Origin of the sequence: Gordonia sp. SID5947 (assembly GCF_009862785.1) — a bacterium.
Lineage (GTDB): Bacteria > Actinomycetota > Actinomycetes > Mycobacteriales > Mycobacteriaceae > Gordonia.
Genome location: NZ_WWHU01000001.1, coordinates 3,414,842 through 3,435,612, shown reverse-complemented (window position 1 = coordinate 3,435,612; position 20,771 = coordinate 3,414,842). Strand labels below are relative to the sequence as shown.

General features: G+C 68.1%; 13 protein-coding genes and 2 pseudogenes. 9 read left to right on the top strand and 6 right to left on the bottom strand.

Annotation, left to right across the window (positions count from 1 at the left end; translation table 11 throughout):
* The first annotated feature begins 183 nt into the window (after positions 1 to 183).
* From GTV32_RS15760 to sigM (GTV32_RS15750), 3 genes are all read left to right on the top strand, one after another.
* Positions 184 to 1,563, top strand: a complete 1,380-nt coding sequence (locus tag GTV32_RS15760) for a cytochrome P450 (protein ID WP_343287350.1) — start codon at positions 184 to 186, stop codon at positions 1,561 to 1,563.
* Between the two features lie 3 nt (positions 1,564 to 1,566).
* On the top strand, positions 1,567 to 2,592 hold the full coding sequence (locus GTV32_RS15755) for a GAF domain-containing protein (protein ID WP_161061115.1): 1,026 nt from the start codon (positions 1,567 to 1,569) through the stop codon (positions 2,590 to 2,592).
* A gap of 183 nt (positions 2,593 to 2,775) precedes the next feature.
* A complete protein-coding gene (gene sigM / locus GTV32_RS15750) occupies positions 2,776 to 3,354 on the top strand; it encodes an RNA polymerase sigma factor SigM (protein ID WP_161062568.1) in 579 nt (192 codons plus the stop codon).
* Between the two features lie 19 nt (positions 3,355 to 3,373).
* Here the strand turns inward: sigM (GTV32_RS15750) and sigM (GTV32_RS15745) are convergent.
* Both sigM (GTV32_RS15745) and GTV32_RS15740 read right to left on the bottom strand, forming a co-directional pair.
* Positions 3,374 to 3,922, bottom strand: a pseudogene (sigM, locus tag GTV32_RS15745) (RNA polymerase sigma factor SigM); the annotation flags it as partial.
* 135 nt (positions 3,923 to 4,057) lie between these two features.
* Positions 4,058 to 4,753 carry a TetR/AcrR family transcriptional regulator gene (locus tag GTV32_RS15740; protein WP_161061114.1) on the bottom strand — a complete coding sequence of 232 codons (696 nt, stop codon included), beginning with the start codon at positions 4,751 to 4,753 and terminating at the stop codon, positions 4,058 to 4,060.
* 133 nt (positions 4,754 to 4,886) lie between these two features.
* On the opposite strand from GTV32_RS15740, the gene GTV32_RS15735 reads away from it, so the two are divergent.
* Positions 4,887 to 5,786, top strand: a complete 900-nt coding sequence (locus tag GTV32_RS15735; protein ID WP_161062566.1) for a sterol desaturase family protein — start codon at positions 4,887 to 4,889, stop codon at positions 5,784 to 5,786.
* 13 nt (positions 5,787 to 5,799) lie between these two features.
* On the opposite strand, the pseudogene murJ reads toward GTV32_RS15735, so the two are convergent.
* The 3 genes and pseudogenes from murJ to GTV32_RS15720 all read right to left on the bottom strand — a co-directional run bounded on the left by murJ (position 5,800) and on the right by GTV32_RS15720 (position 13,816).
* Positions 5,800 to 9,869 (bottom strand): annotated as a pseudogene (gene murJ, locus GTV32_RS15730) (murein biosynthesis integral membrane protein MurJ).
* Positions 9,870 to 11,796: 1,927 nt separating this feature from the next.
* On the bottom strand, positions 11,797 to 12,621 hold the full coding sequence (locus GTV32_RS24095; protein ID WP_343287349.1) for a DUF6049 family protein: 825 nt from the start codon (positions 12,619 to 12,621) through the stop codon (positions 11,797 to 11,799).
* Entirely contained in the window at positions 12,614 to 13,816 is a 1,203-nt protein-coding gene (locus tag GTV32_RS15720; protein ID WP_161061113.1) for an NUDIX domain-containing protein, read from the bottom strand. Before GTV32_RS15720 ends, GTV32_RS24095 begins: the two co-directional genes overlap by 8 nt.
* A 122-nt stretch (positions 13,817 to 13,938) precedes the next feature.
* Here GTV32_RS15720 and GTV32_RS15715 point away from each other — a divergent pair, with 122 nt between their 5' ends.
* Genes GTV32_RS15715 through GTV32_RS15705 form a run of 3 tightly spaced genes read left to right on the top strand, consistent with a single transcriptional unit; the run spans position 13,939 to position 17,603 of the window.
* The gene (locus GTV32_RS15715) at positions 13,939 to 15,375 is read left to right on the top strand and encodes a CCA tRNA nucleotidyltransferase (protein ID WP_161061112.1); all 1,437 of its coding nucleotides are present in this window, start codon (positions 13,939 to 13,941) and stop codon (positions 15,373 to 15,375) included.
* Positions 15,376 to 15,429: 54 nt separating this feature from the next.
* Complete coding sequence (locus GTV32_RS15710; protein ID WP_161061111.1) at positions 15,430 to 15,909, top strand: MarR family transcriptional regulator; 480 nt, start codon at positions 15,430 to 15,432, stop codon at positions 15,907 to 15,909.
* A gap of 20 nt (positions 15,910 to 15,929) precedes the next feature.
* Positions 15,930 to 17,603 carry a chloride channel protein gene (locus GTV32_RS15705; RefSeq protein ID WP_343287348.1) on the top strand — a complete coding sequence of 558 codons (1,674 nt, stop codon included), beginning with the start codon at positions 15,930 to 15,932 and terminating at the stop codon, positions 17,601 to 17,603.
* A 21-nt stretch (positions 17,604 to 17,624) separates the two neighbouring features.
* On the opposite strand, the gene GTV32_RS15700 is transcribed toward GTV32_RS15705, so the two are convergent.
* Positions 17,625 to 18,560: a YegS/Rv2252/BmrU family lipid kinase gene (locus tag GTV32_RS15700; RefSeq protein WP_161061110.1), complete on the bottom strand. Its 936-nt coding sequence runs from the start codon at positions 18,558 to 18,560 to the stop codon at positions 17,625 to 17,627.
* A 20-nt stretch (positions 18,561 to 18,580) separates the two neighbouring features.
* On the opposite strand from GTV32_RS15700, the gene GTV32_RS15695 reads away from it, so the two are divergent.
* Together GTV32_RS15695 and GTV32_RS15690 are read left to right on the top strand one after the other, a co-directional pair.
* Entirely contained in the window at positions 18,581 to 19,183 is a 603-nt protein-coding gene (locus GTV32_RS15695; protein ID WP_161061109.1) for a TetR/AcrR family transcriptional regulator, read from the top strand.
* 13 nt (positions 19,184 to 19,196) lie between these two features.
* Positions 19,197 to 20,741, top strand: a complete 1,545-nt coding sequence (locus GTV32_RS15690) for a glycerol-3-phosphate dehydrogenase/oxidase (protein ID WP_161061108.1) — start codon at positions 19,197 to 19,199, stop codon at positions 20,739 to 20,741.
* Positions 20,742 to 20,771 lie beyond the last annotated feature (30 nt).

The window sequence follows — 20,771 nt, the reverse complement described above, 5'->3', positions numbered from 1 at the left end:
TGGTATCTGGACGTGCCTGTGATCGTGATCGTCAGGATTAAGACGCACCGGTCCGCGGTCCGGTTCCGTCGAATCCGAAACCGGTGCCGGCGGCTCGGAAGTCGACACCGTGTGCTGGCACCATCTGTGGCAGCGTGTTCCCAGGAATGCGGCAATCGTCCCACCATCGAGAGGCAGCGCATCGTGAGCAAGCCGTTGAGTGCTTTGCCACATCCGCCGGGTCGCATCCCCGTCCTGGGTGATATCCGGTCAGCAGATCGTCGGCGGCCGACCCAGCACGAGGCGGAGTTGGCTCTTCAGCTCGGCCCCGTCTTCCAGCGGGAGTTGCTCGGGAACCGTCTGATCGTCGTCGGCGGTGCCGAACTGGCGAATCAGACGCTGGACGAACGCTCCTGGGGCCGCGCGCTCGTCGGACCGCTCGCCCAGTTACGGGAACTCGCAGGCGCGGGACTGTTCACCGCACGGTCGAAGGATCCGCTGTGGGCGCAGGCCCGCAGGATCTTGACGCCCGGTTTCTCGCAGTCGGCGATGCGGGTCTACCACGACGCCATGGCGAGCGTCGCCGACGACCTGGCGGCCAAATGGGACGCCTCACCGGTGGTCGACGTTCACCAGGACATGACCGCGGCGACGCTGGAAGTGATCGGTCGGGCCGGGTTCTCGTGCCGCATGGGATTACTCGGGCGACGTGACGGTGCCGCCGAGGGAACCGAGCAGTTCTTGGCATCCCTTGGGCGCGTGTTGGTCTGGGCAAGTGAGTCCACCAACGACGTGCCGCTGGTGGGAACGGTTCGTGAATTGCTCGGGGCGCGGCGGCGCAACGCCGACATCGCCGCATGCCGGGAATTCGTGAACGGCATCATCCAGGAGAGGTTGCAAGCGGGCGACCACGATCACACCGATCTGCTGGGCTTGATGCTCGAGACCGAGGATCCCGAGACCGGCGCCCGGCTACCCCACCACAACGTCGCCGACCAGGTGCTCACATTCCTGGCCGCCGGGCACGAGACGACCGCGGCACTGATGGAGGTGGCGCTCTATCACCTCGCCGCCGACCCGGCCACGGCCGACCGGATCGCCTCGACCGGCCTCGACCGGACCCCGATGACCTACGAGGACGTGGTGAAGTCTCGGCAGATCCGCGACTATCTCAACGAGTGCCTGCGGTTGTGGCCGCCGGCACCGGGCTTCTTCCGCGTGGCGCGCACGGATCAGGATCTGGGCGGCTATCACATACCGGCCGGGCGAGGCGTGTTCGTGCTGGCCCTGGCGGCACAGCGCGACGCCGATGTGTGGGGCCCCGACGCGCATGAGTTCCGCGCCGATCGTTTCACCGACGAACGCATCACCGCCAGTTCACGAAAGTTCTTCTCTCCCTGGGGGACCGGTCCCCGATCATGTATCGGGCGGCAGTTCGCGATGCATGAGGCGAATTTGTTGCTGACGACACTCTTGTCCAGATTCCGTTTCCGACTGGAACATTCGGACGAGCTGGTCATGCGTGAGCGGGCCACCCTGCGGCCGGAACCCTTCACCATCATCGCGACGTCGCGGAAGAGCTGAGCGATGACCTGGTATCTGATCGAGTGCCTGAAAACGGACACGATGTCGATTGTCTTTCGCGAGGGCGAGTTTCGCGAATGGGGGTCGGTGCGCGCGCTGACCCGTTCGGACGGTATCGATGTCGCCGGTCCGGTCGCCGAGGTCATCGCGTCCGGACAGGCCCTCAGTCGAGTGGTCGCAGGCCGACTCGGGGACCGCCGGATCGTCCTGAAGCCGGTCCTCGGATATGAGGGTGAGGTCTACGGCGTCAAGACCTGGGTCGGGAACCCCGACGAGCCGGTGTCACCGGAACGTGCGATCGCGTCCGTCAACTGGGATCCCCAGACGCTGATCGCGCGCCACACCCTGGAGTCGTACATGATGTCGTCGCACGACGCCGACGGGTTCGGAGATACCCGAGACCCAGGCCAGTTCCTGCGCAAGGTCGTTCAGTTCGATGCGTTGAACGAATTGGCCGAGTTGTGTACGAACAACGGCACGCGCACCACATTCCAGGGTCCACTCACCGTCCTTCACGACGACAGTCACCTCATGACGTGGCGCGGTCTGGCGCGCAGCGGTGCCGGTCCCGAAGGTGACGAGGTGCGCGGCCTGTTCCACGACGTCACCGACACCGAACCGATCCGCGTCGATCCACTCACCGCACTGCGGTTGGCCGACCTCGACCGTGACGGTGATGTGCCGCCGGCGGTGCTGGTCGCATTCCGGACCAATCCCGCCGATCCCGACGACGTGGTGCCGTTCCTCATCTACTGGCTGTCGGCACGTCCCGGGTATGTGGCGGAATCGGCGGTCGTCCACCATACGGATCTGCCGGGAAATCTCATCCATCCCGACGACTTCGGCGAATTCTTGCGTGCGCGTGAGCGATTGGGAAACGGACTCGACGATTACGAGGTGCCGTCGGCCGTGCGACTGCTGGCGCCGGACGGGTCGTGGGTGCACGTGCGATTCAGACTGCGGTGCTACCCGGGCGCGGTGGGTGAACAATTGCTCGTCGGGCGCTTCGCACGCGTCGCCACCTCCTGAACCGGCTGCTAGCATCAACGACACAAACGCGCGCCTCTCGAGGCGGATGTTCCCGAGCTCCGGATGTCCGAGTTCGGTCGCACACAGAGCCTGAAGCGGACCGTCTTCCCAGGTCGTCCGCTTCTGCTGTATGCGAGAGGTAGAAGCGTGTTGACGTGCGCCGTGGTCGGCGACGTGGTCGCCATGGATGGAATCGATGAGGTCGATCGGTGTCCGCGCACCGACCGTTCGGATTCCGAGCTGTTGGCCGCCCACACCGCCGGCGACCCAGCGGCATTCCGAGCGCTGATCAGCCGTCACGAACGCTATCTCTGGGCCGTCGCGGTGCGTACGACGCGCGATCCCGACGATGCTGCAGACGCGCTGCAGGAGGCCCTGCTCAACGCACACCGCAACGCCTCGCGGTTCCGAGGAGACGCGCAGGTGCGCTCGTGGTTGCATCGCGTCGTCGTCAATGCGTGTTTCGACAAGCTGCGGCGGAACACTGCGCGAGTCTCCGTCGAGTTGCCGGAGGAGGATGCGCCGGATCTCTCCGACGGCATCGACCCGGCCGATCGGGTCGTCTTCCGGCTGGACATCACCGCTGCGCTGGCCGCCCTACCCGAACACCAACGCCTCGCCGTCGTCGCGGTGGATGTCGAGGGTTTCAGCGTCGCCGAGACCGCTGCCCTGCTCGGGGTCGCACCGGGGACCGTGAAGAGCAGGTGTGCCCGTGGGCGCGCCGAACTCGCGAAGCTGCTCGGTCATCTGCGAACGCCGTGAGGTTCTGCTGGTCGGACGGTCAGCTGTCGCGCAGGTGACCGAGTGCGTGGGCGAGCCGAAGTCTGCCCCGTGAACAGCGGCTCTTGATGGTTCCGACGGGCACGCCGAGTCGCTCTGCTGCCTCGCTGACCGAATAGCCTTCGACATCAACGGCGATCACGGCTGCTCGCTGATCGGGGGGCAGCGTGGCGAGCGCATCGCCGATGGAGAGCGAGAGGTCGACGGCCGCCATCTGGTCGTGATCGTCGGCGAGCGGCAGAAGGTCGTACTCAGGGATGGGGACGGTCCTGCGCACGCGATTGCGACGCATGCGGTCAAGGCACGCATTGACCACGATCCGGTGCAGCCAGCTCGTCACCTTGGCATCGGAACGGAATCGCGCGGCCATCCGATGTGCGTTCAGCAGGGCATCCTGTAGGGCGTCGGCGGCATCGTCGGGATTGTTGCTCGTGCGGCAGGCGAGCGACCACAGATAGGTGTGATGCCGTTCGATGAGGGTCGCAAAAGCATCGGGCTCGCCGGCGATGTGGGCGCGGAGCAGATCTTCGTCGCTCCGCGCGTCGCCGCTCCCCGAGTCATGCGATGAAGGTTAGTGGATTCCTACCGTTGTCGGCTCACTGACCTGCAGGTTGTCCACAGTTCTGGGGACACGGGAGAGGTTGTGGACGGGTGCGTGATCCGCGTGACGGGAGACCTCTGCGCCTCAGCCGAGCAGGCTCTCGTAAGCGGCGACGAACAGTTCGACGCTGACGTCGAGGATCGCGTCGAGGTCGAAGAGATCGGGTCCGGCGTCGTCACTCGCGCCGAACTCTCCGTTGGCACTGGTGTACCAGTCGACGAGAAGCTGTGTCACGGCGCCGACGAGTCCGATGGCGGCCAGTCGCTGCGTGCGATCTGGGTTCCCCTCCCCCAGCGCCAGCGTCAGGATCAGATCGGCCCATCCGTGGATTGCGTTGAGCCGCAGCCGTTCCAGATCCGGATTGACACCGACCACCTCGACCAGCATCACGCGGGCGCGACGTGCGTCGTCGGCCAGACACCGCACGAAGGCGGTGAGCGCGCCTCGAGCCACCGCAGGCGCATCCGAAGCGGCGACCCCCGCCGCACCCACTCCCCCACCTTCGGACACGACACCGGCCGCGGCATCGATCGTCGCAGCGCGGGCGAATGCCACACAGTCGTCGTAGACCGCAGCCAGTAGAGCGGGACGATCCGTGAACGATTCGTAGAAGTAGCGCTGTGTCAGCCCGGCATGCTCGCATACCCGCTTCACCGAGGTGTTCGGATAACCCTCGGAGCCGAACAGATCCAGTCCTGCCGAGATCAATTCGGTTCGGCGCCGGTCCCGCCGCTCGTCGGCGTCGGCGCCGCCGTAGCGGCGGCCCTCGGGGTTGCTCATCGTTCTCCTCGGCGTTGTCGGTGGTCACGACGGCGGACTTCTTTACATGACGTCATCTGACACGCTATCGTGTCAGAAACTGATCTGACATGTAGCCGTGTCAGATATTCTGACCGACCAGCAGGAGAGCCCGATGCTCGACATCCTCCCGGAGGCGATGCGCGAGCCGACCGTGCTCGCCATCCCGTTCTTCGTCCTCATGGTGGCGCTCGAGTGGACGGCGGCGTGGAAGCTCGAGCACACCGAGACCGAACGGCCATCCCGACGCCGGGAGCGCTCGTCGGGACCGCCGGGGTCGTACAACGCCCGAGACTCGCGGGCCAGCCTCCTGATGGGGCTGGTGTCCATCGGCACCAGCGCGGCATGGAAATTGCTTGCGCTGCTCGGGTATTCGGCGGTGTTCGCGTACCTGGCGCCGTGGCAGCTTCCCGCCACCGCCTGGTACACGTGGGTCTTCGCCTTTGTCGGACTGGACTTTCTCTTCTACTGGGAGCACCGAATCGCCCATCGAGTCCGGCTGGTCTGGGCGACGCATCAGGCCCACCACTCCAGCGAGTACTTCAATTTCACCACCGCGCTGCGCCAGAAGTGGAACAACAGCGCGGGCATCATCATGTGGCTGCCACTCCCCTTGCTGGGAGTGCCGCCGGCCCTGGTGTTCGCGGCCTATTCGCTGAATTTGATCTACCAGTTCTGGATTCACACCGAGCACATCGGAAAACTCTGGGCGCCTGTCGAATTCGTGCTCAACACGCCGTCCCATCACCGGGTACACCACGGCAGCGACACCGACTACCTCGACCGCAACTACGGCGGGACCTTCATCATCTGGGACCGGATGTTCGGGACCTTCCGCGCCGAGACGTACCGACCCACCTACGGATTGACCACACCGGTTGACACCTACAACATCTGGCGATTGCAGACGCATGAATACCGTGCGATCGCGCGGGACGTCCGCTCGGCGGCCGGCGTGCGCGCACGCCTCGGATACCTGTTCGGCCCACCCGGGTGGCGTCCCCGCCGGAGCTGATGACGGTGGACCGTCAGCCGGTCATCGCGATCTTGCCGATCTTGGCCTGATATCCGCCGGGACCCGGGGGCAGCGACGTGAGCCAGACCATCAGGTACGGGCTCTGCTGCGGGTTCGGGATGGCGATGGTGGTGGTCTGCTGGGAGACAGATCCGGTCGCCACCTCGGCGGTCTGCGCGAGCGTCGGCTGCGCGGTCGGGGATGTACGGATCGAGACGTTGAAGCCGGGCGTCGGGGTGGAGATCGTCACCGAGTTCACGGCGTGCTGGCCGCCGAGGTCGAACATCAACCCCAGGCCTTTCTTGAGACCGCCGAAGTCGGCCGAACCGCGGTAACTGTCGGTCTGCCAGGGCGGGGCGGCGCCGCTGATCACGTTCTGCAGATTCGACGCGTTGTCGGGAGGTTGTCCGGAGACGTCCACCAGCGTCACGTTGCGCAGGGCGATGGGGCCGGCCGCCGGAGCCGGCGGAGCGGGCGCGGCAGCACTGGGCGAGGGTGGTGCGGACGTGGTGGTGAGGATCGAGTCGATGTCGGTGGAGCCGTCGTCGGAGCCGAACAGGTTGGTCGCCCACACCACCAACGCGAGGACGATGAACAGACTCAGCAATCCGGCGCCGACGAGCAGGGCGATGTTGCGACGCCCGGGCTTGTCGGTCTCGCCCGAGGAGCGATCGGACGGGGATCCCATCGCCACCGGAGGAGCGTCGCCGATGGCAGGCAACATGTCCGTGTTGAGGTCCAGGACCGTGGCCTGGTCGAGGACGTGCTGCACGGTGCCCGCGGTACGTATGCCGCGGCTGCCGTCGAGCGCCCGTGCCGCGACGGCGGAGATCTCGAACGGTGTCTCCGGGCGCGCTTCCCGCGGCTCGATCGGTGTGCCGTCCTTGCCGGGTGCAGCGATCGGCAATCCGCCGACCGGTTCGGTGGTGTCGTCGGTGGTCACCAGCGACGACCCGGTCTCGCTGTCGAGCGGCCACCGGGCGAGCAGCAGTGCGTAGAGCACCGCACCGAGCCCGCGCACGTCGGAGGACTTGTCGTCGGGGGTGAGGGTGCCGGGGAACGCCAACACCGCGTTGCCGTCGGTGCTGATGCGGATGCGGTCCGGATGGTCGATCGACAGCGTCCCGCCCGATCGATGGGTCGCCTCGGCGGCGGCAGCGAGCGCCCGGACCGCACGCGCGGCGCCGATCGGGGACGGACCGGACTGCGCGACCTCCGCCAGCGACGAGCCGGGAACCCACTCGCTGACGACGATGCCGCCCGACGACCCGCGCACCACGTCGAGGACGCGCGCGACACCCGACGACGAGATCTGTCCCAGCCGCAGTGTCCGCGACAGCACCGCCTGCGGTCCTTCGTCGGTGACCTTGGCGGACTCGCCCCGTTCCGGCGGGGGTGTGAGTTGCTCGGCGTCGACGAAGGTGAGGGCGACCTCGCGGTCGAGGTTGATGTCGAGGGCGCGCCAGAACTGCAGGCCACGCGAACCGCCGTGATGGTCGAGCAGGCGGTAGCGGCCGCCCGCCACGGCGGCGCCGGGCACCAGTCGCGGACCGCGCGGTCTAGGGCGTGTGACGGGAACTGTCGCGCTGTCGGATGTGTCTGCGTCGGAGGACTTCTCGTCCTTCGACTCGCCCTTCGACGGCGACGGCGTGGCGGAAACCGGGGAATCGGTTCCCGGTCGGTCCGATTTCGCCGACTTGTCGGCGTTGCCGTCGCGCGGCTGTGCCGGCTTCTCGTCGACGGTCACCGAACCACCGTCGGAGGTCGGGGCGTCGGGGATGATCTCGGTGTCCTGTGTGGTACCGATCTCGTTGTCACTCAAGCGCCGAGCTCCTCTCCTGCGGTAGCGCATATCGCGGGGCGAATGGACCCGCATCTCGCCGCCATCACGAAGGCGTGCGGCCCCACCACTGTGAACCGAGTACGACTGCCAGGTGGCCGTGCCCCGGTCGAAACGGCGGAGCACCTGTACTTGTCCAGAGTACGGGAGCGACTCGTCCGGAGTGATACGCGGAAACTGAACCGTGATGGTCGGTGCCGATTCTGTTACCGAACTCGGTGGCGGAGCGAGGGCAGGGATGAACCGACCGAGCATGCGCCGCACCGACATTCCGATCGCAACGACGTCGGGGACCTTGGCCGCGGCTAGTCCCGCGTAGGTCACACCCAGAACGACGACGGCGGTCACCAGGAGGTAGACGAGCGATCCGAACTTTCCGACCTCGGTCGCGAGGTGATGGAGTCCCGAGAGGTTCGCGATCACCCAGACCACGGCTGCGATGCCGATCGAGACGCCGAGCGTGATGACCGTTGTGCGGTACACGTCGGTGAGCCGAGCATTGTGCAGACGGTTGCGCAGCAGGTAGTGGCCGACGACGGCACCGACCAGATAGCCGAGCCCGTTCGACAACGCGAGCCAGCGAACCACCAGTTCGGGATCGGAGAACAGCACGGGTCCGAGGTAGGAGGCCGCCACCTTGACGACGGTGATGCCGAGCACCATCACCGTCGGCGTCCAGGCGTCCTGACGCGCATAGAACACGCGTAGCTGGACCAGCGTCATCGAATAGGGGATGAGCGTGAAGGCGCCCCACGCCAGGACGGAGCCGAGCTGTGAGGCGGTGTCGGCATCGAATTTGCCGAAGTTGAACACCGCGATGCCGATCGCCGGACCGAAGAAGGTCATGTAGGCGACCACCGGAACCAGCGCCACCATGGTCAGCCGCGTGGCGAGGGACAGGTCGTCGACGACGGCACGATCGTCGTCGGCGGCGGCGTTGCGCGACAGCCTGGGCATGATCGCGGTCAGGATCGTCACGCCCAGCACGCCGTAGGGGAGCTGCAACAACTGCCAGTGGGTGGCGTAGACGCTGATGCCCGACGCGTCGGCGTGCGCGGCGATGCGGTAGGTGATGACCAGTCCGACCTGCAGGATAGCGACATAGAGGACGATGGCCAGCGCCATGTTGCCGAAGCGCCGCAGGCGCGCGTCGAGCCCCCACTGCAACTGCAGACGAACTCCGGCCCGCTTGAGCCACGGCACCAGGACCGATGCCTGGACCACCACGCCGAGGGTGGTGCCGATGCCGAGTACCAGTAGCTGCGGATCCGACATCCGGACCGGGTTGAGGGTGATCTCGCCGGGCATCAGGGCGTACAGCACCAGCGTCGCGATCTGGACGATGTTGTTCATCACCGGTGCCCAGGCGCCGGGCTTGAAGAAGCCCTTCATGTTGAGGATCGCGATGAACAGCGCGGACAGCCCGTAGAACAGGATCTCCGGTAGCAGCAGGTAGGCCAGGGCGGTGGTCAGCGGCCGGTTGACGTCGCCGTCGCCGACGTTGAGGAAGGTCAGGAGGGGCGCGGCGATCAGGGCGATCACCGTCGCGGTCCCCAGCGTGGCCAGGGTGAGGGTGAAGATGCGGTTGATGAACGCGCGGCCGCCGTCGGGGTCCTCGGCCTCGGCGCGTACCAGGACCGGGATCACGATCGCGGTCAGCACCGCCCGAGGACGACCTCGGCGATCATGTTCGGCAGCACATAGGCGGCCTGGAACGCCGATGCGATTGCGGGGCCCAGCATGGCCAGCACCAGCACGGTCCGGATGAATCCGGTGATGCGACTGGTCAGGGTGGCCAGCGCGATGGATCCGCTGGTCCTGAGGATGCTCGAGTCGGAATCGCGCTCGAGACCGCTGGGGCTGCCCTCGTCGGGCCCGGTGTCGTCGAGCGGGGGCCGTTCACCGGTGTCGGTGAGAGTGTCGGAGGGGCGCCGGGACGGGATGAAACGTGGCGGAGGCGCGGACTGGCCGGCGGGTACAGGCCCTGGTGTGCGCGGACCGGGTGCAGCAGGCCGGGGTGCAGCGGGCCGGGATGCAGGGGGCCGGGGTGCAGGCGGACGCGGACCGGACGGGGGAGGTGCGGAGGGCGGCGTCCCGGCGGGCCGACCGGCCAGCGGCGGCTGATCGGCGACGGGGCCGGTCATCGGCGGGGGACCGGCGGCGGGCCGTCGTCCGTCCGCCCCGCGGGGAGGTATCCGGCGGGGCGACGCGCGGCGCGGTTCGCGTGGTCCTTGGTCGGTCATGGTGTGTCTCGGTCGTTCGAGCCCGTCGTCGCAGGCGGGGCCGTGTCCTCTGTCTCGGGGTCCTCTGTCTCGGGATGTGACATCTCTTGATGCAGGGTACGGCGACGCTCCTGATAGGTGGTGCCGGCCAGCAGTCGTTCGTGTTCATCGGGGTCGGGCCGGTCTTCGTCGGCCGGGTCGGGCTCGCCGCGGAACCGGTGCCAGAGACGTCGCACGGTCAGCAGCACCAGCGCGACGGCCGCGCCGATGGTGATCCAGAACAGCGGCTTTCCGTAGGCGTTCGCGTGGACGGACAACCGGATGGGAGAGCCGAGGGAGACACCGCTCGAGGTGGACATGCCGATGGTGACGGTGATCGCCTCGGAGTTCTCCGCGCGTGTGGGCAACTGGATCTGGCGCGTCCCACGGGCGGGGATCTCGATGACGCCGATGTCGCCGACGTCGAGTTCGTGTGGTGCGGTGACGTTCATCCGTACCCGGATCGGCAACGACAGCTCATTGCGGACGACCAGGAGCAGGGGACTGCGCTCGGACGCGAGCGTGTACCGCCCGCCGGGGTCGAGGATCGTCACGGCGCCCCGCATCCGCGTCAGGGTGTCGCCGGATGCGGTGACGCGGGCCGCGCGTTGAGTCCGGATCTCGGCTCGTTCCGCAGCGCCGGCGCGGTCCGGCACCCGGATGGCGCGCAACAGGTCCTCGCGTAGCGGCGCCATGTATCGCTCGGGCGTGGCGGCGACGTCCTCGGATTGCATCAGCGATGCCTGCAACTGGTACGACAGCTCGGCGTCGTCGCGCATCCTCGCCGCGGTGCGGTCGGAGACCGACACGCCGAGCGACGCGAGCGAACCGACGCCCGGAGGTCTGACGAAGCGCGCGGTGGATCCGGTGCGGCCGAGCTCGTCGACGACGTCGGTGAGCGAGGTGGGTGCGGCCACTCCCGACTCCAACAGGAGGGTCGCGGTGGTGAACAAGGCGTTGGTGTCGTCGGTGGACGGAGACCAGTAGGTGGGCGGCACCACGAAGGCGCTGCGCCCGGCCGCCGGCAGTCGAGGTCGGGGCTCGCCCCGTTCGGTGCGTTCGGGCGCGGAGATCGACGGATAGGCCAGTGCGGCGACGGCCGCCTGCCGCCGGCCCGCGGCCGACTCTCCCGCGAACGACACCTCCTGCTCGGGCGGAGTGAGCGGGGTGGTCGACGGCGCGGGGCCCAGGCCGGCCAGGGACGCCGTGATCGGGGCCTCGGCGGATTGGACCCGCAGGTCACCGATTCGGTATTGGCCGGTGGCGCCGGGGCGCGTGGTCGCCATGCTGCTCGTCGAGGTGACGGCTTTGTCGAGGGACGCCGATGTCAGGACGCTCGCGCCGGTCGCGTCGAGAGCTCCCAGCGCCGGGATGGTGATGCCCCGGACGCTGCGCACCCCGAGGATCGCGTCGACGACGTCGGAGGGCGTGGTGAGCGCGTCGTTCGTGAGGCCGGTGTTGCCGATACGGGCAAGCGATGTCAGATCGGCCTGCGCGAACGGCAGAGCCACCACACACATCTGCCCGGCGAGCTGACGCAGGTCGGTCAGCCACTGCAGTGCGGCCGGCTGTCCGGAGCCCGTGGTGGTCGACGACGTCGGGTCCATCGGATCGCTCGAGACCTGGTAGCCGAGCGACATGGACCGGACCGTCACCAACAGGTCCGGATCGATGGCCAGGCACATGCTCTGTTCGAGTTTGGACGGCTTTCGCCCGGTTGCACTCCCGGAGTCGTCGGTGGTGCCGCTCTCGGATCCGCCGCCGGTGTCACCGGACGGCGGCGCGGAGGACTCCGCGGACTTCGACGCCCCGTTTCCGCTCGTCGCGGTCTCCGATTCGGAGGCCGCGGAATCGCTGTCGGGTGGATCGGTGTCGCCCGCGACCGACCGGGCCGCCGCGAGCAGGGTGTTCAGCCGGCCACCGGGCTCGAGTGACCTGGCCAGTTCTTCGCCCACCAGGCGGACCGGCTCGGTCTGCCCGCCGAGCACTCCCGGGGTGAGCTGCGGTGGTGCCGCCAGCGGCCAGAGCATGGTGAACCGGGCCGGACTCGACAGATTCGCCGAGATCGAGCCGTCGGCGCCCAGATCGGAGTCACGCGGGTTGGGCTCGCTCGCCTCCGAACTCGGATCGACGTAGCCGGCCGCACGGTCACGGTCGGGGGCAGCGACAGCACCGGCAGGAGCGTGCGCGACTGCGCGAGCTTGGCCGGGTTCCCGTAGTCGGGAAGTCCGTTCACGTTGACCTGTAACGGAAACACCCCGGTGCGCTGTATGTCGAGCCCGCCGTCGCCCGACAGCGGGGCCTTGACGGTGAACGGGATCGACCGACCAGGTGAGAGATCGTCGGAGATGGGCCGGAACGGGGTCGCGGCGCTGACCGGGACGGGCGTCACGGCGAGGCTGCTCCGGAGTCCTGCGGCGTCGGCGACCGGATCGCCGCGTTCGAGGCGCACCGACAGGTTGTGTAGCTGCCGGTCACCGATGTTCTCGATCTGTCCGGTCACGGTGACCACGGATCCGCCGCTGCTGGTGACGAGAGAGGGGGAGACGGTGTCGATGGACAGCCGCAGGAAGTCGTCGGGGATCCCGTCGTCGGCGGTGGCCGACGCGTCCGGTACGGCGGCCGCCGGAGCAGCGGCCAGCAGCACGATCGTCAGGACCGCGACGATCGCCGCGGAGGTACGCGCGATTCGACGACGAGAAGCAAGAAGCCTGATCACCCGGCGGTCAGGCATCGCCGGCCGGAGGTCGCCGGGGACGTCGCCGGCGCCGACGGGACCGCGACGGTGGTTGCGGTTCGTTGCGACGCTGGTTGCGTGCGGCTGCGGCTCTCTCATAGGCGTTGGGTTCGGTGCGAATGCTCTCGGCCTCGGACTGGGCCAACCGGTTCGGGTCGGCGGCGAGATCGGCGATGACGCCGCGGGCCATCCGGGCCAGTCGCCGCTCGTCAGAGTACGTGAGCTTCCTGGGTAGTTCGGCCAGCGGCACCCAAGCCACCTCGCTGACCTCGTAATCGGCGTCCGACAGCTCGCCGCCGATGCTGCGCAGGAGATAGTGGTGAACCGTCTTGTGGATGCGCCTGCCCTCGCTGACGAACCAGTAATCGATCTTGCCGAGCGGCGCGACGACGGTGCCGCTGATGCCCGTCTCCTCCGCGACTTCCCGGATCGCGGTCTGCTCGGCGGTCTCGCCGGTCTCGATGTGGCCCTTGGGCAACGACCACATCATCCGGCCGCGGCGGTCCATCCGGCCGATGAGCGCGGCGCAGAGCTCATCGACGGGGAGGTCGAGGTCGGAGATGACCAGCCCGCCGGCCGAGGTCTCGCGAACGGTGCGCAGGCGTTCGGGTCCCTGTCCCTGACCGCGTTCGGGACGGGTACCGGTACGTCTGCGGTTCTTGGTCTTGCCCGCGGTGGTGGTGCCGTCGGAGCCCGCGGCGTGGGTCAGGCCGGTCTTGGTGATCTTCGCGGTCACCGCGACCAGATCCGATGGCTTCGGCGGCGAGACCCGGGTGTGTGTCGGCGTCCCTTCGTCGCCGTCGCCGGCGAGCCGTTCGGGATCCGTCGGTCGTTTCGGCATCGGCCCGGGCTTGGGCGCGTCGCGGCGGTCGACCGCACGAGGTGTGTCGGCTGCGCTGTGATGCGCCTCGGTACCCGACGGCGTCGTGGACGGCCGCCGACCGCGCCGGCGGCGTCCACGGCGGCCGCGACGGGCCTGTCCGGGCTTCGGCTCCTCGGGGGTGGCCGCGGCGGCAGGGGTTGCGGCACCCGGATGCGAACCCCGTGCCAGATCTGCCGGGGTCACGCGTCGGCCGGACCCGGCGTCCGACCGCGCGGATGAGGTGTCGCGGGTCACATCGCCGGTGCCGTGACCTCCCGCGGTGACGTCGGAGGCGACGTCAGAGGGGTCGGTGGACGGATCGGCGGACACGCCCTCGATGCTAGCCGTTGGTCACCTGCTGTTTGCCCGGATGGCCGGTGGGCCGCCGGTCGCGTGTGGCGGTTCACGACGATTTGTGGTCGTCGGACGTCACGACGGTAGGCTGGCATGCCGTGACAGAGCCCGAACGCCGCACCCGTCTGCTGGCATCAGCGGCCGTCACGCTGCAGGGGCTGTCCGACGTGTTGGTGCCACTCGGCGCGGCGTTCGCGGATGCGGGCCACGAGCTGTACCTGGTCGGCGGGTCGGTCCGGGACGCAGTGCTCGGCAGGCTGTCGGGCGATCTCGACTTCACGACCGACGCCAGACCCGAGCAGGTCTCGGCATTGATGGCCGCCTGGGCCGACGCCCGATGGGACACCGGCATCGAGTTCGGCACGATCAGTGCGCGCAAGGGCGACCACATGGTGGAGATCACCACCTTCCGATCCGACGCATATGACCGGGTCGGACGCAATCCGGAGGTGGTGTTCGGCGAATCGCTCGCCGACGATCTGGTGCGGCGCGACTTCACCATCAACGCGATGGCCGTACGGATCGGGGCGGACGGCCCCGCGGAGTTCTGCGACCCGCTCGACGGGATGACCGCCCTCCTGGCGGGAATCATCGACACCCCGGCCACCCCGCAGGAATCCTTCGCCGACGATCCGCTGCGGATGCTGCGGGCGATCCGGTTCGTCTCTCAGCTCGGCTTCCGGGTCACGCCGCGGGTCTCGGATGCGATCACCGAGATGTCGGCGCAGATCGATCGGATCACCGCCGAACGTGTCCGTACCGAGTTGGACAAGATGATCCTCGGTGAACATCCGTTGGAGGCGATCGACCTGATGGTGGACACCGGCCTGGGTGAGCGGGTGCTCCCGGAGGTGCCGGGGATGAAGCTGACCATCGACGAACACCACCAGCACAAGGATGTCTACCAGCACTCGCTGACGGTGCTCAGGCAGGCGATCGACCTCGAGGAGGGTGATCCCGATCTGATCCTGCGGTGGGCCGCCCTCCTGCACGACATCGGGAAGCCGGCCACCCGACGGCACGAACCCGGTGGCGGCGTGAGTTTCCACCACCACGAGGTGGTCGGTGCCAAACTGGTCCGCAAGCGGATGCGGGCTCTCAAGTACCCGAAATCGATCGTCGAGGATGTCTCGAATCTGGTGTTCCTGCACCTGCGCTTTCACGGCTACGGCGACGGCACGTGGACGGACTCCGCGGTCCGTCGCTACGTCAGTGACGCCGGGCCACTGCTGGATCGCCTGCACAAACTCGTCCGGGCCGACTGCACCACCCGCAACAAGCGTCGGGCGCGGCGGCTCCAGGAGAACTACGACCACCTCGAACAGCGGATCGCGGCTCTCAAGGCGGCCGAGGACCTGGATCGGGTACGGCCGGACCTCGACGGCAACGCCATCATGGAACTGCTGGACCTCCCGCCGGGCCCCAAGGTCGGCGAGGCGTGGCGCTACCTCAAGGAGCTGCGACTCGATCGTGGGCCGCTCTCGTACGAGGAGGCGGTCGAGGCGTTGCGGGAGTGGTGGAGCGAGCAGGGATAGGGCACCGCAGATCCTTGCACAAGGCAATTCTTGCACTATGCAATACTGCCAGGCATGCCATCGAGTCAGAGCACCGGCGCGAGCGCGCCCGACGTCGCGACGTTGCAGTTGGCGACCCGCGACCTCGTGGGCATCGCCTTGCACAGCGTCGCGGCGGCCACCGGGGATGTGTCACTCGCCCAGTTCCGGATGCTGTGGACCCTGGCCGCGATCGGTCCGAGTTCATCTGTCGACGTGGCACAGGCACTCGGTGTCGGAGCGTCGTCCGTAACGCGCCTGGCCGATAGGCTGCAGAACTCCGGTTACCTCGCGCGCGGCTCGGAACCGACCAATCGACGGGTGGTGACGCTGGATCTGACCGAGGCGGGCCACGGTCTCGTCAAACGCGTCCTGCAATGGCGCGAGGACGAGTTGACGAGAGTGCTGTCGCAACTCGAACCCGAAGAGCGAGCCGGCATGGTCGCGGGCCTACGTGCCATGCATCGGGTCGTCGGCGAGGAGTATGCATCCGAGACCGGGCCGTTGCCGCTGTGAGGCCCCGGATCCGGCGGCCGGTGGTCCGCAACCGCCCTGCCCCCGCCGATGCAGTCAGCCCGTCACCCCTCGGTGACTTCGCGGTCGACCGGCGGATGCTCTTCATCGTCGCGTGGGCGGTCCCGGTCGGTGCACTCGGCGCCGGAGCGGCGTGGTTGCTCCTTCATCTGATCGGGTTGGTCACCAATCTCGTCTTCTACCAAAGGATTCGATTCGACCAGATCTCCCCGGGCGCGCAGGGACACCCGTGGTGGTTGATTCTCGCGGCACCGATCCTCGGCGGCCTGTTGGTGGGACTGATGGCACGCTTCGGCTCCGCTCAGATCCGCGGTCACGGTATGCCCGAGGCGATCGAGGCGATCCTGATGCGGGGAAGCACCATCGCCCCTCGAGTGGCCGTACTCAAACCGGTGTCGTCGGCGGTGAGCATCGGTAGCGGCGGCCCGTTCGGGGCCGAGGGCCCGATCATCATGACCGGCGGCGCGATCGGTTCCATCCTCGCGCAGCATCTGCATATCACCGCCGACGAGCGCAAGACGCTGCTGGTGTCGGGAGCGGCAGCGGGCATGGCCGCCACATTCAACTCGCCGGTCGCCGCAGTGCTGCTGGCGGTCGAGCTGCTCCTCTTCGAGTGGCGCCCAAGAAGTTTCATCCCGGTCGTTGCCGCGGTCGCGACGGCAACCGTGGTGCGGGCGTCCATCCTCGGCTCGGGTGCGGTCTTCGCCGTCCCGACGTCGCAGGGTGTGTTTCCGTGGACGGTCGACCTCGGTGCCGTGCTCGTGGGCCTCAGCGGGGGGCTGTTGGCCGTGGCCGCAACGTGGTTGGTGTACCGATCCGAAGACGCCTTCGGGCGCCTGCCGATCCACTGGATGTGGTGGCCGGCCATCGGCGGTCTCGTCATCGGTGTCGGTGGACTGATCGAGCCCCGCGCACTCGGCGTCGGCTACGACGTGATCGACGACCTCCTGACCGGCCACGCGACGACGAGCCTGATCATCGGGATCCTGACGGTGAAGACCGTCATCTGGTCGGTCTCCCTGGGGTCGGGGACATCAGGGGGCGTGCTTGCGCCGATCTTCATGATCGGCGCGGCGCTCGGCGCGTGGGAGGGGAACATCCTGCCCCACACCACACCGGGGCTGTGGGCGATGCTGGGACTGGCCGCGGTCCTCGGCGGTGTCATGCGCTCACCACTGACCGGTGTCATCTTCACGGTCGAGCTCACCCACGCCTGGTCGGCGTTGCTGCCACTCCTCGTGTCCGCGACGGCTGCCTATGCATTGTCGGTTCTCGTCCTCAAGCGCTCGGTGCTGACCGAGAAACTCGCCCGCCGAGGACAGCACCTGACCCGCGAGTACTCGACCGACCCGCTCGAGTCGTTCACCGTCGCGGATGTGGTGCCGACCGATGGGGCGGCGCTTGCCCGGGTCGCCGAGCACGTCGACGACTTGCCGCACGTGTATCCGCGGCAGACCCTTCGCGAGGTGGCATATGCGCTGGCCGATCTGGGGGCCACCAGTGCCGTGGTGGTCGACGACGTGGGCCGCCCGACCGGACTGCTCACCACTGCCGATCTCCTCACCGCACGACTACACGACCTGACCGAGTCGCGACATCGCGAACGGCACCTGACGGTGCCGCGTCGTCGGGCGGCGGTTCCCGCAGATAGGGAGCTGTCGACGGTCGATCGATGACGCGTCGTGCGCGCCATCAGCTCACGCCGACGGCGGGGCGAAGATGACTGCGGCGCCGGGGACCGCCTCGAAGGTCGCCGGCAACTCGCCGACCAGATCGCCGTCGATCGAGACCAGAGCCGTTGGGTCGCAATAGAATTCGATCTCGCGGCCACGCAACGTGCGTACCATCGGGTGATTCACGTGATGCCCGGAGAACACGGTGGGGAAAACCCTGGCGAATGTCAGTCGCGGGAACCGCGAGGGACGGGCGGCCAGGGTGACGTCGAGCATTCCGTCGTCCATCGCCGCCGCCGGGGTGATCTGCATGCCGCCGCCATACGACGTCGTGTTCCCGATGGACGCGAACACCATGTCGTCGTCGACGTCCACGTCGTCGACCCGTACGTGATAGTGCCGCGAGCGCAGGCCGATGAGTTCGCGCAGTGCCGCGACGGTGTAGCGGGCCTGGCCCTTCGGCCACGACATCCCGATGGCGCGCGCGGTGACCGATGCGTCGAAACCGGTCGCCGCGACGGTGGCGAACAACGAGCATTGCCCGTCGGGAAAGGTCACCCGGCCGAGATCCACGGTGCGGGTGTGGCCGAGCGCGATCACCTCGACCGCCGCCGCCACGTCGTCGAGGGGGATGCCCAGGTTGCGAGCCACGTCGTTTCCGGTGCCGGCAGGTATCACCCCGATCGGTGTTCCGGTGCCTACGGTGGACTCGAGTGCGAGGCGGACGCTGCCGTCGCCGCCGACCACCGCGATCGCGTCGGTGTCGGTGCGAGCGGCTTTCGCGGCGCGCTCGGCGGCATCCTGCGCATCGAGTCCGATGATCAGTTCCACATCGATGCCACGCGCCTCGAACTCGCGGACCGCATGTTCGGCCGTCACACGGCCGGCGCCGTGTCGCGAGTGCGGATTGGCCAAGACCGTCGTGTGACGAACCCGATGGTCGTGGGAAGTGGAACCCATGGGTTACAGTGTTACATATCATGTCAATCTGTAAAGAGGACATCGGGGACCAGGTCCTCGACGCCGCCCGCCGATGCCTGGTGCGTAACAACGGTCGCAAGGTGACCGTTGCCGAGATCGCGCGTGAGGCCGGGGTCAGCAGGCCCACGGTCTATCGACGCTGGCCCGACATGTCCGAGATCATCCGTTCCCTGCTGACACGCGAGGTTCTAGGCGTCGTCGCCGCGGTCAACGATGTCACGCCGCTGCGCACCGCCGACTTCGACGCCACGGTCGACGTGGTGGTGCGGGTGGTGGCCGCACTCCGCGACGACGAGCTGGTCTCGGCGCTCTGGCGCGAACAACGCGAGTTCATGATGCCCTACGTCTTCGACCGGCTCGGGACCAGTCAGCAGGGGGTGCTCGCGATCCTCTCCGATGCGATCGCCAATGGTCAGACGCGTGGCCAGGTCCGCGACGGTGACCCCGACAAGATGGCCGCGATGGTCCTCTTGATCACCCAGTCGTCCATTCAGTCGAGGGCGCTCGTCGAGTCGATCCTCGGCGACGAGTGGAGCCGCGAACTCCACCACGCACTCGCGTCCTACCTACGCCCGCCTGACGATCTGCCGACGGCCACCTGATGCGAGCGCCCTGATGGCAGCGTTGAACGCCGACCGCCGACGCGACGGTCTGAGCGTGCTCGCCGAGGCGACCGAACCGCTCGATCTGCTCGTGATCGGCGGCGGGATCACCGGCGTCGGGGTGGCCCTGGATGCCGCGACCCGGGGCTTGCGGGTGGCGCTGGTGGAGGCACACGATCTCGCGTTCGGTACGTCACGATGGAGCAGCAAACTCGTGCACGGCGGGTTGCGCTACCTCGCGGGCGGTCATCTCCCGATCGCGCACGAGAGCGCGGTCGAGCGTCACCATCTCATGACCACGATCGCCCCGCACCTGATTCGCCCACTGCGGCAGGTGGTCCCGGATCTCGGGACCAGGGGCTCGGCCGCTCTGATCCGATCCGGCTTCCGCGCGGGTGACCTGTTGCGGAGGGTGGCCGGTACACCGACGGACGTCCTACCCGCGCCCGCGCGACTATCCGTCGAGGAAACGATCGCGCTGTGTCCCGCAGTCACGAGAGACGGTCTTCGCGGGGGTGCGTCGAGCGCCGATGGTCAGCTGATCGACGACGCGCGACTCGTGGTCGCGGTCGCGCGGACCGCGGCCACCTTCGGTGTCACGGTGTGTACCTACACTCGCGCCGACGACGTCACCGGAACCGGTGCGCGGCTGACGGACACCCGCACCGGAGAGAGTTTCGACGTCAGGGCGCGCACGGTGGTCAACGCGACCGGGGTCTGGGCCGGGACGCTGGATCCATCGGTGCGGGTGCGGCCCAGCCGTGGCACGCATCTGGTGTTCGACGCGGCGACCTTCGGCCATCCGACCGCGGCGCTCACCGTGCCGGTCGCCGGCTCGGTCTCACGGTTCGTGTTCGCGCTGCCCGAGCAGCTCGGCCGCGTGTATGTCGGGCTCACCGACGTCGACGCACCGGGACCGATCCCCGACGTCCCCGAGGCATCCGACGACGAGATCGATTTCTTGATCGATGCCGTGAACGTCGCACTGCGGCAACCGGTCTCGCGCTCCGACATCCGCGGCACCTTCGCCGGGTTGCGGCCGCTCATCGACACCGGCGAGCGTGGGACAGACCGCGGCCGCGGGGATCTCGCCGATGTCTCGCGACGGCATCGGATTCAGGTGACCGACGGCACCCTGGTCGGTGTGTTCGGCGGCAAACTGACAACTTATCGCCGGATGGCGCAAGATGCCGTCGACGCTGCGGTCGCGGCCGGAGGTCTCACCGCGGGCGCCTGCGTGACGGCGACGACGCCGTTGGTCGGTGCGGCCGGACTCGTCGAGTCCACCGGCCTGCCGCCGTCGATGATCCGTCGGTTCGGTTCGGAGGCAACGAAGGTGGTGTCCACCGCGCGCCTTCAGCGGCCGCTGGACCCGATCGCGGGCGACATCGACGTGACCCGCGCCGAAGTGGAGTTCGCGGTCACCCACGAGGGTGCGATCACCGTGGACGACGTCTTGGAGCGACGGACCCGGATCGGATTGGTCGCCGACGATGCCGAGCTGGCCCGGGAGGCGGTCACCGAGATCGTCGACGCAGCGCTGAACTCGTCCTGCTGAACTCGTCCTGCTGAACTCGTGCAGCGGGGT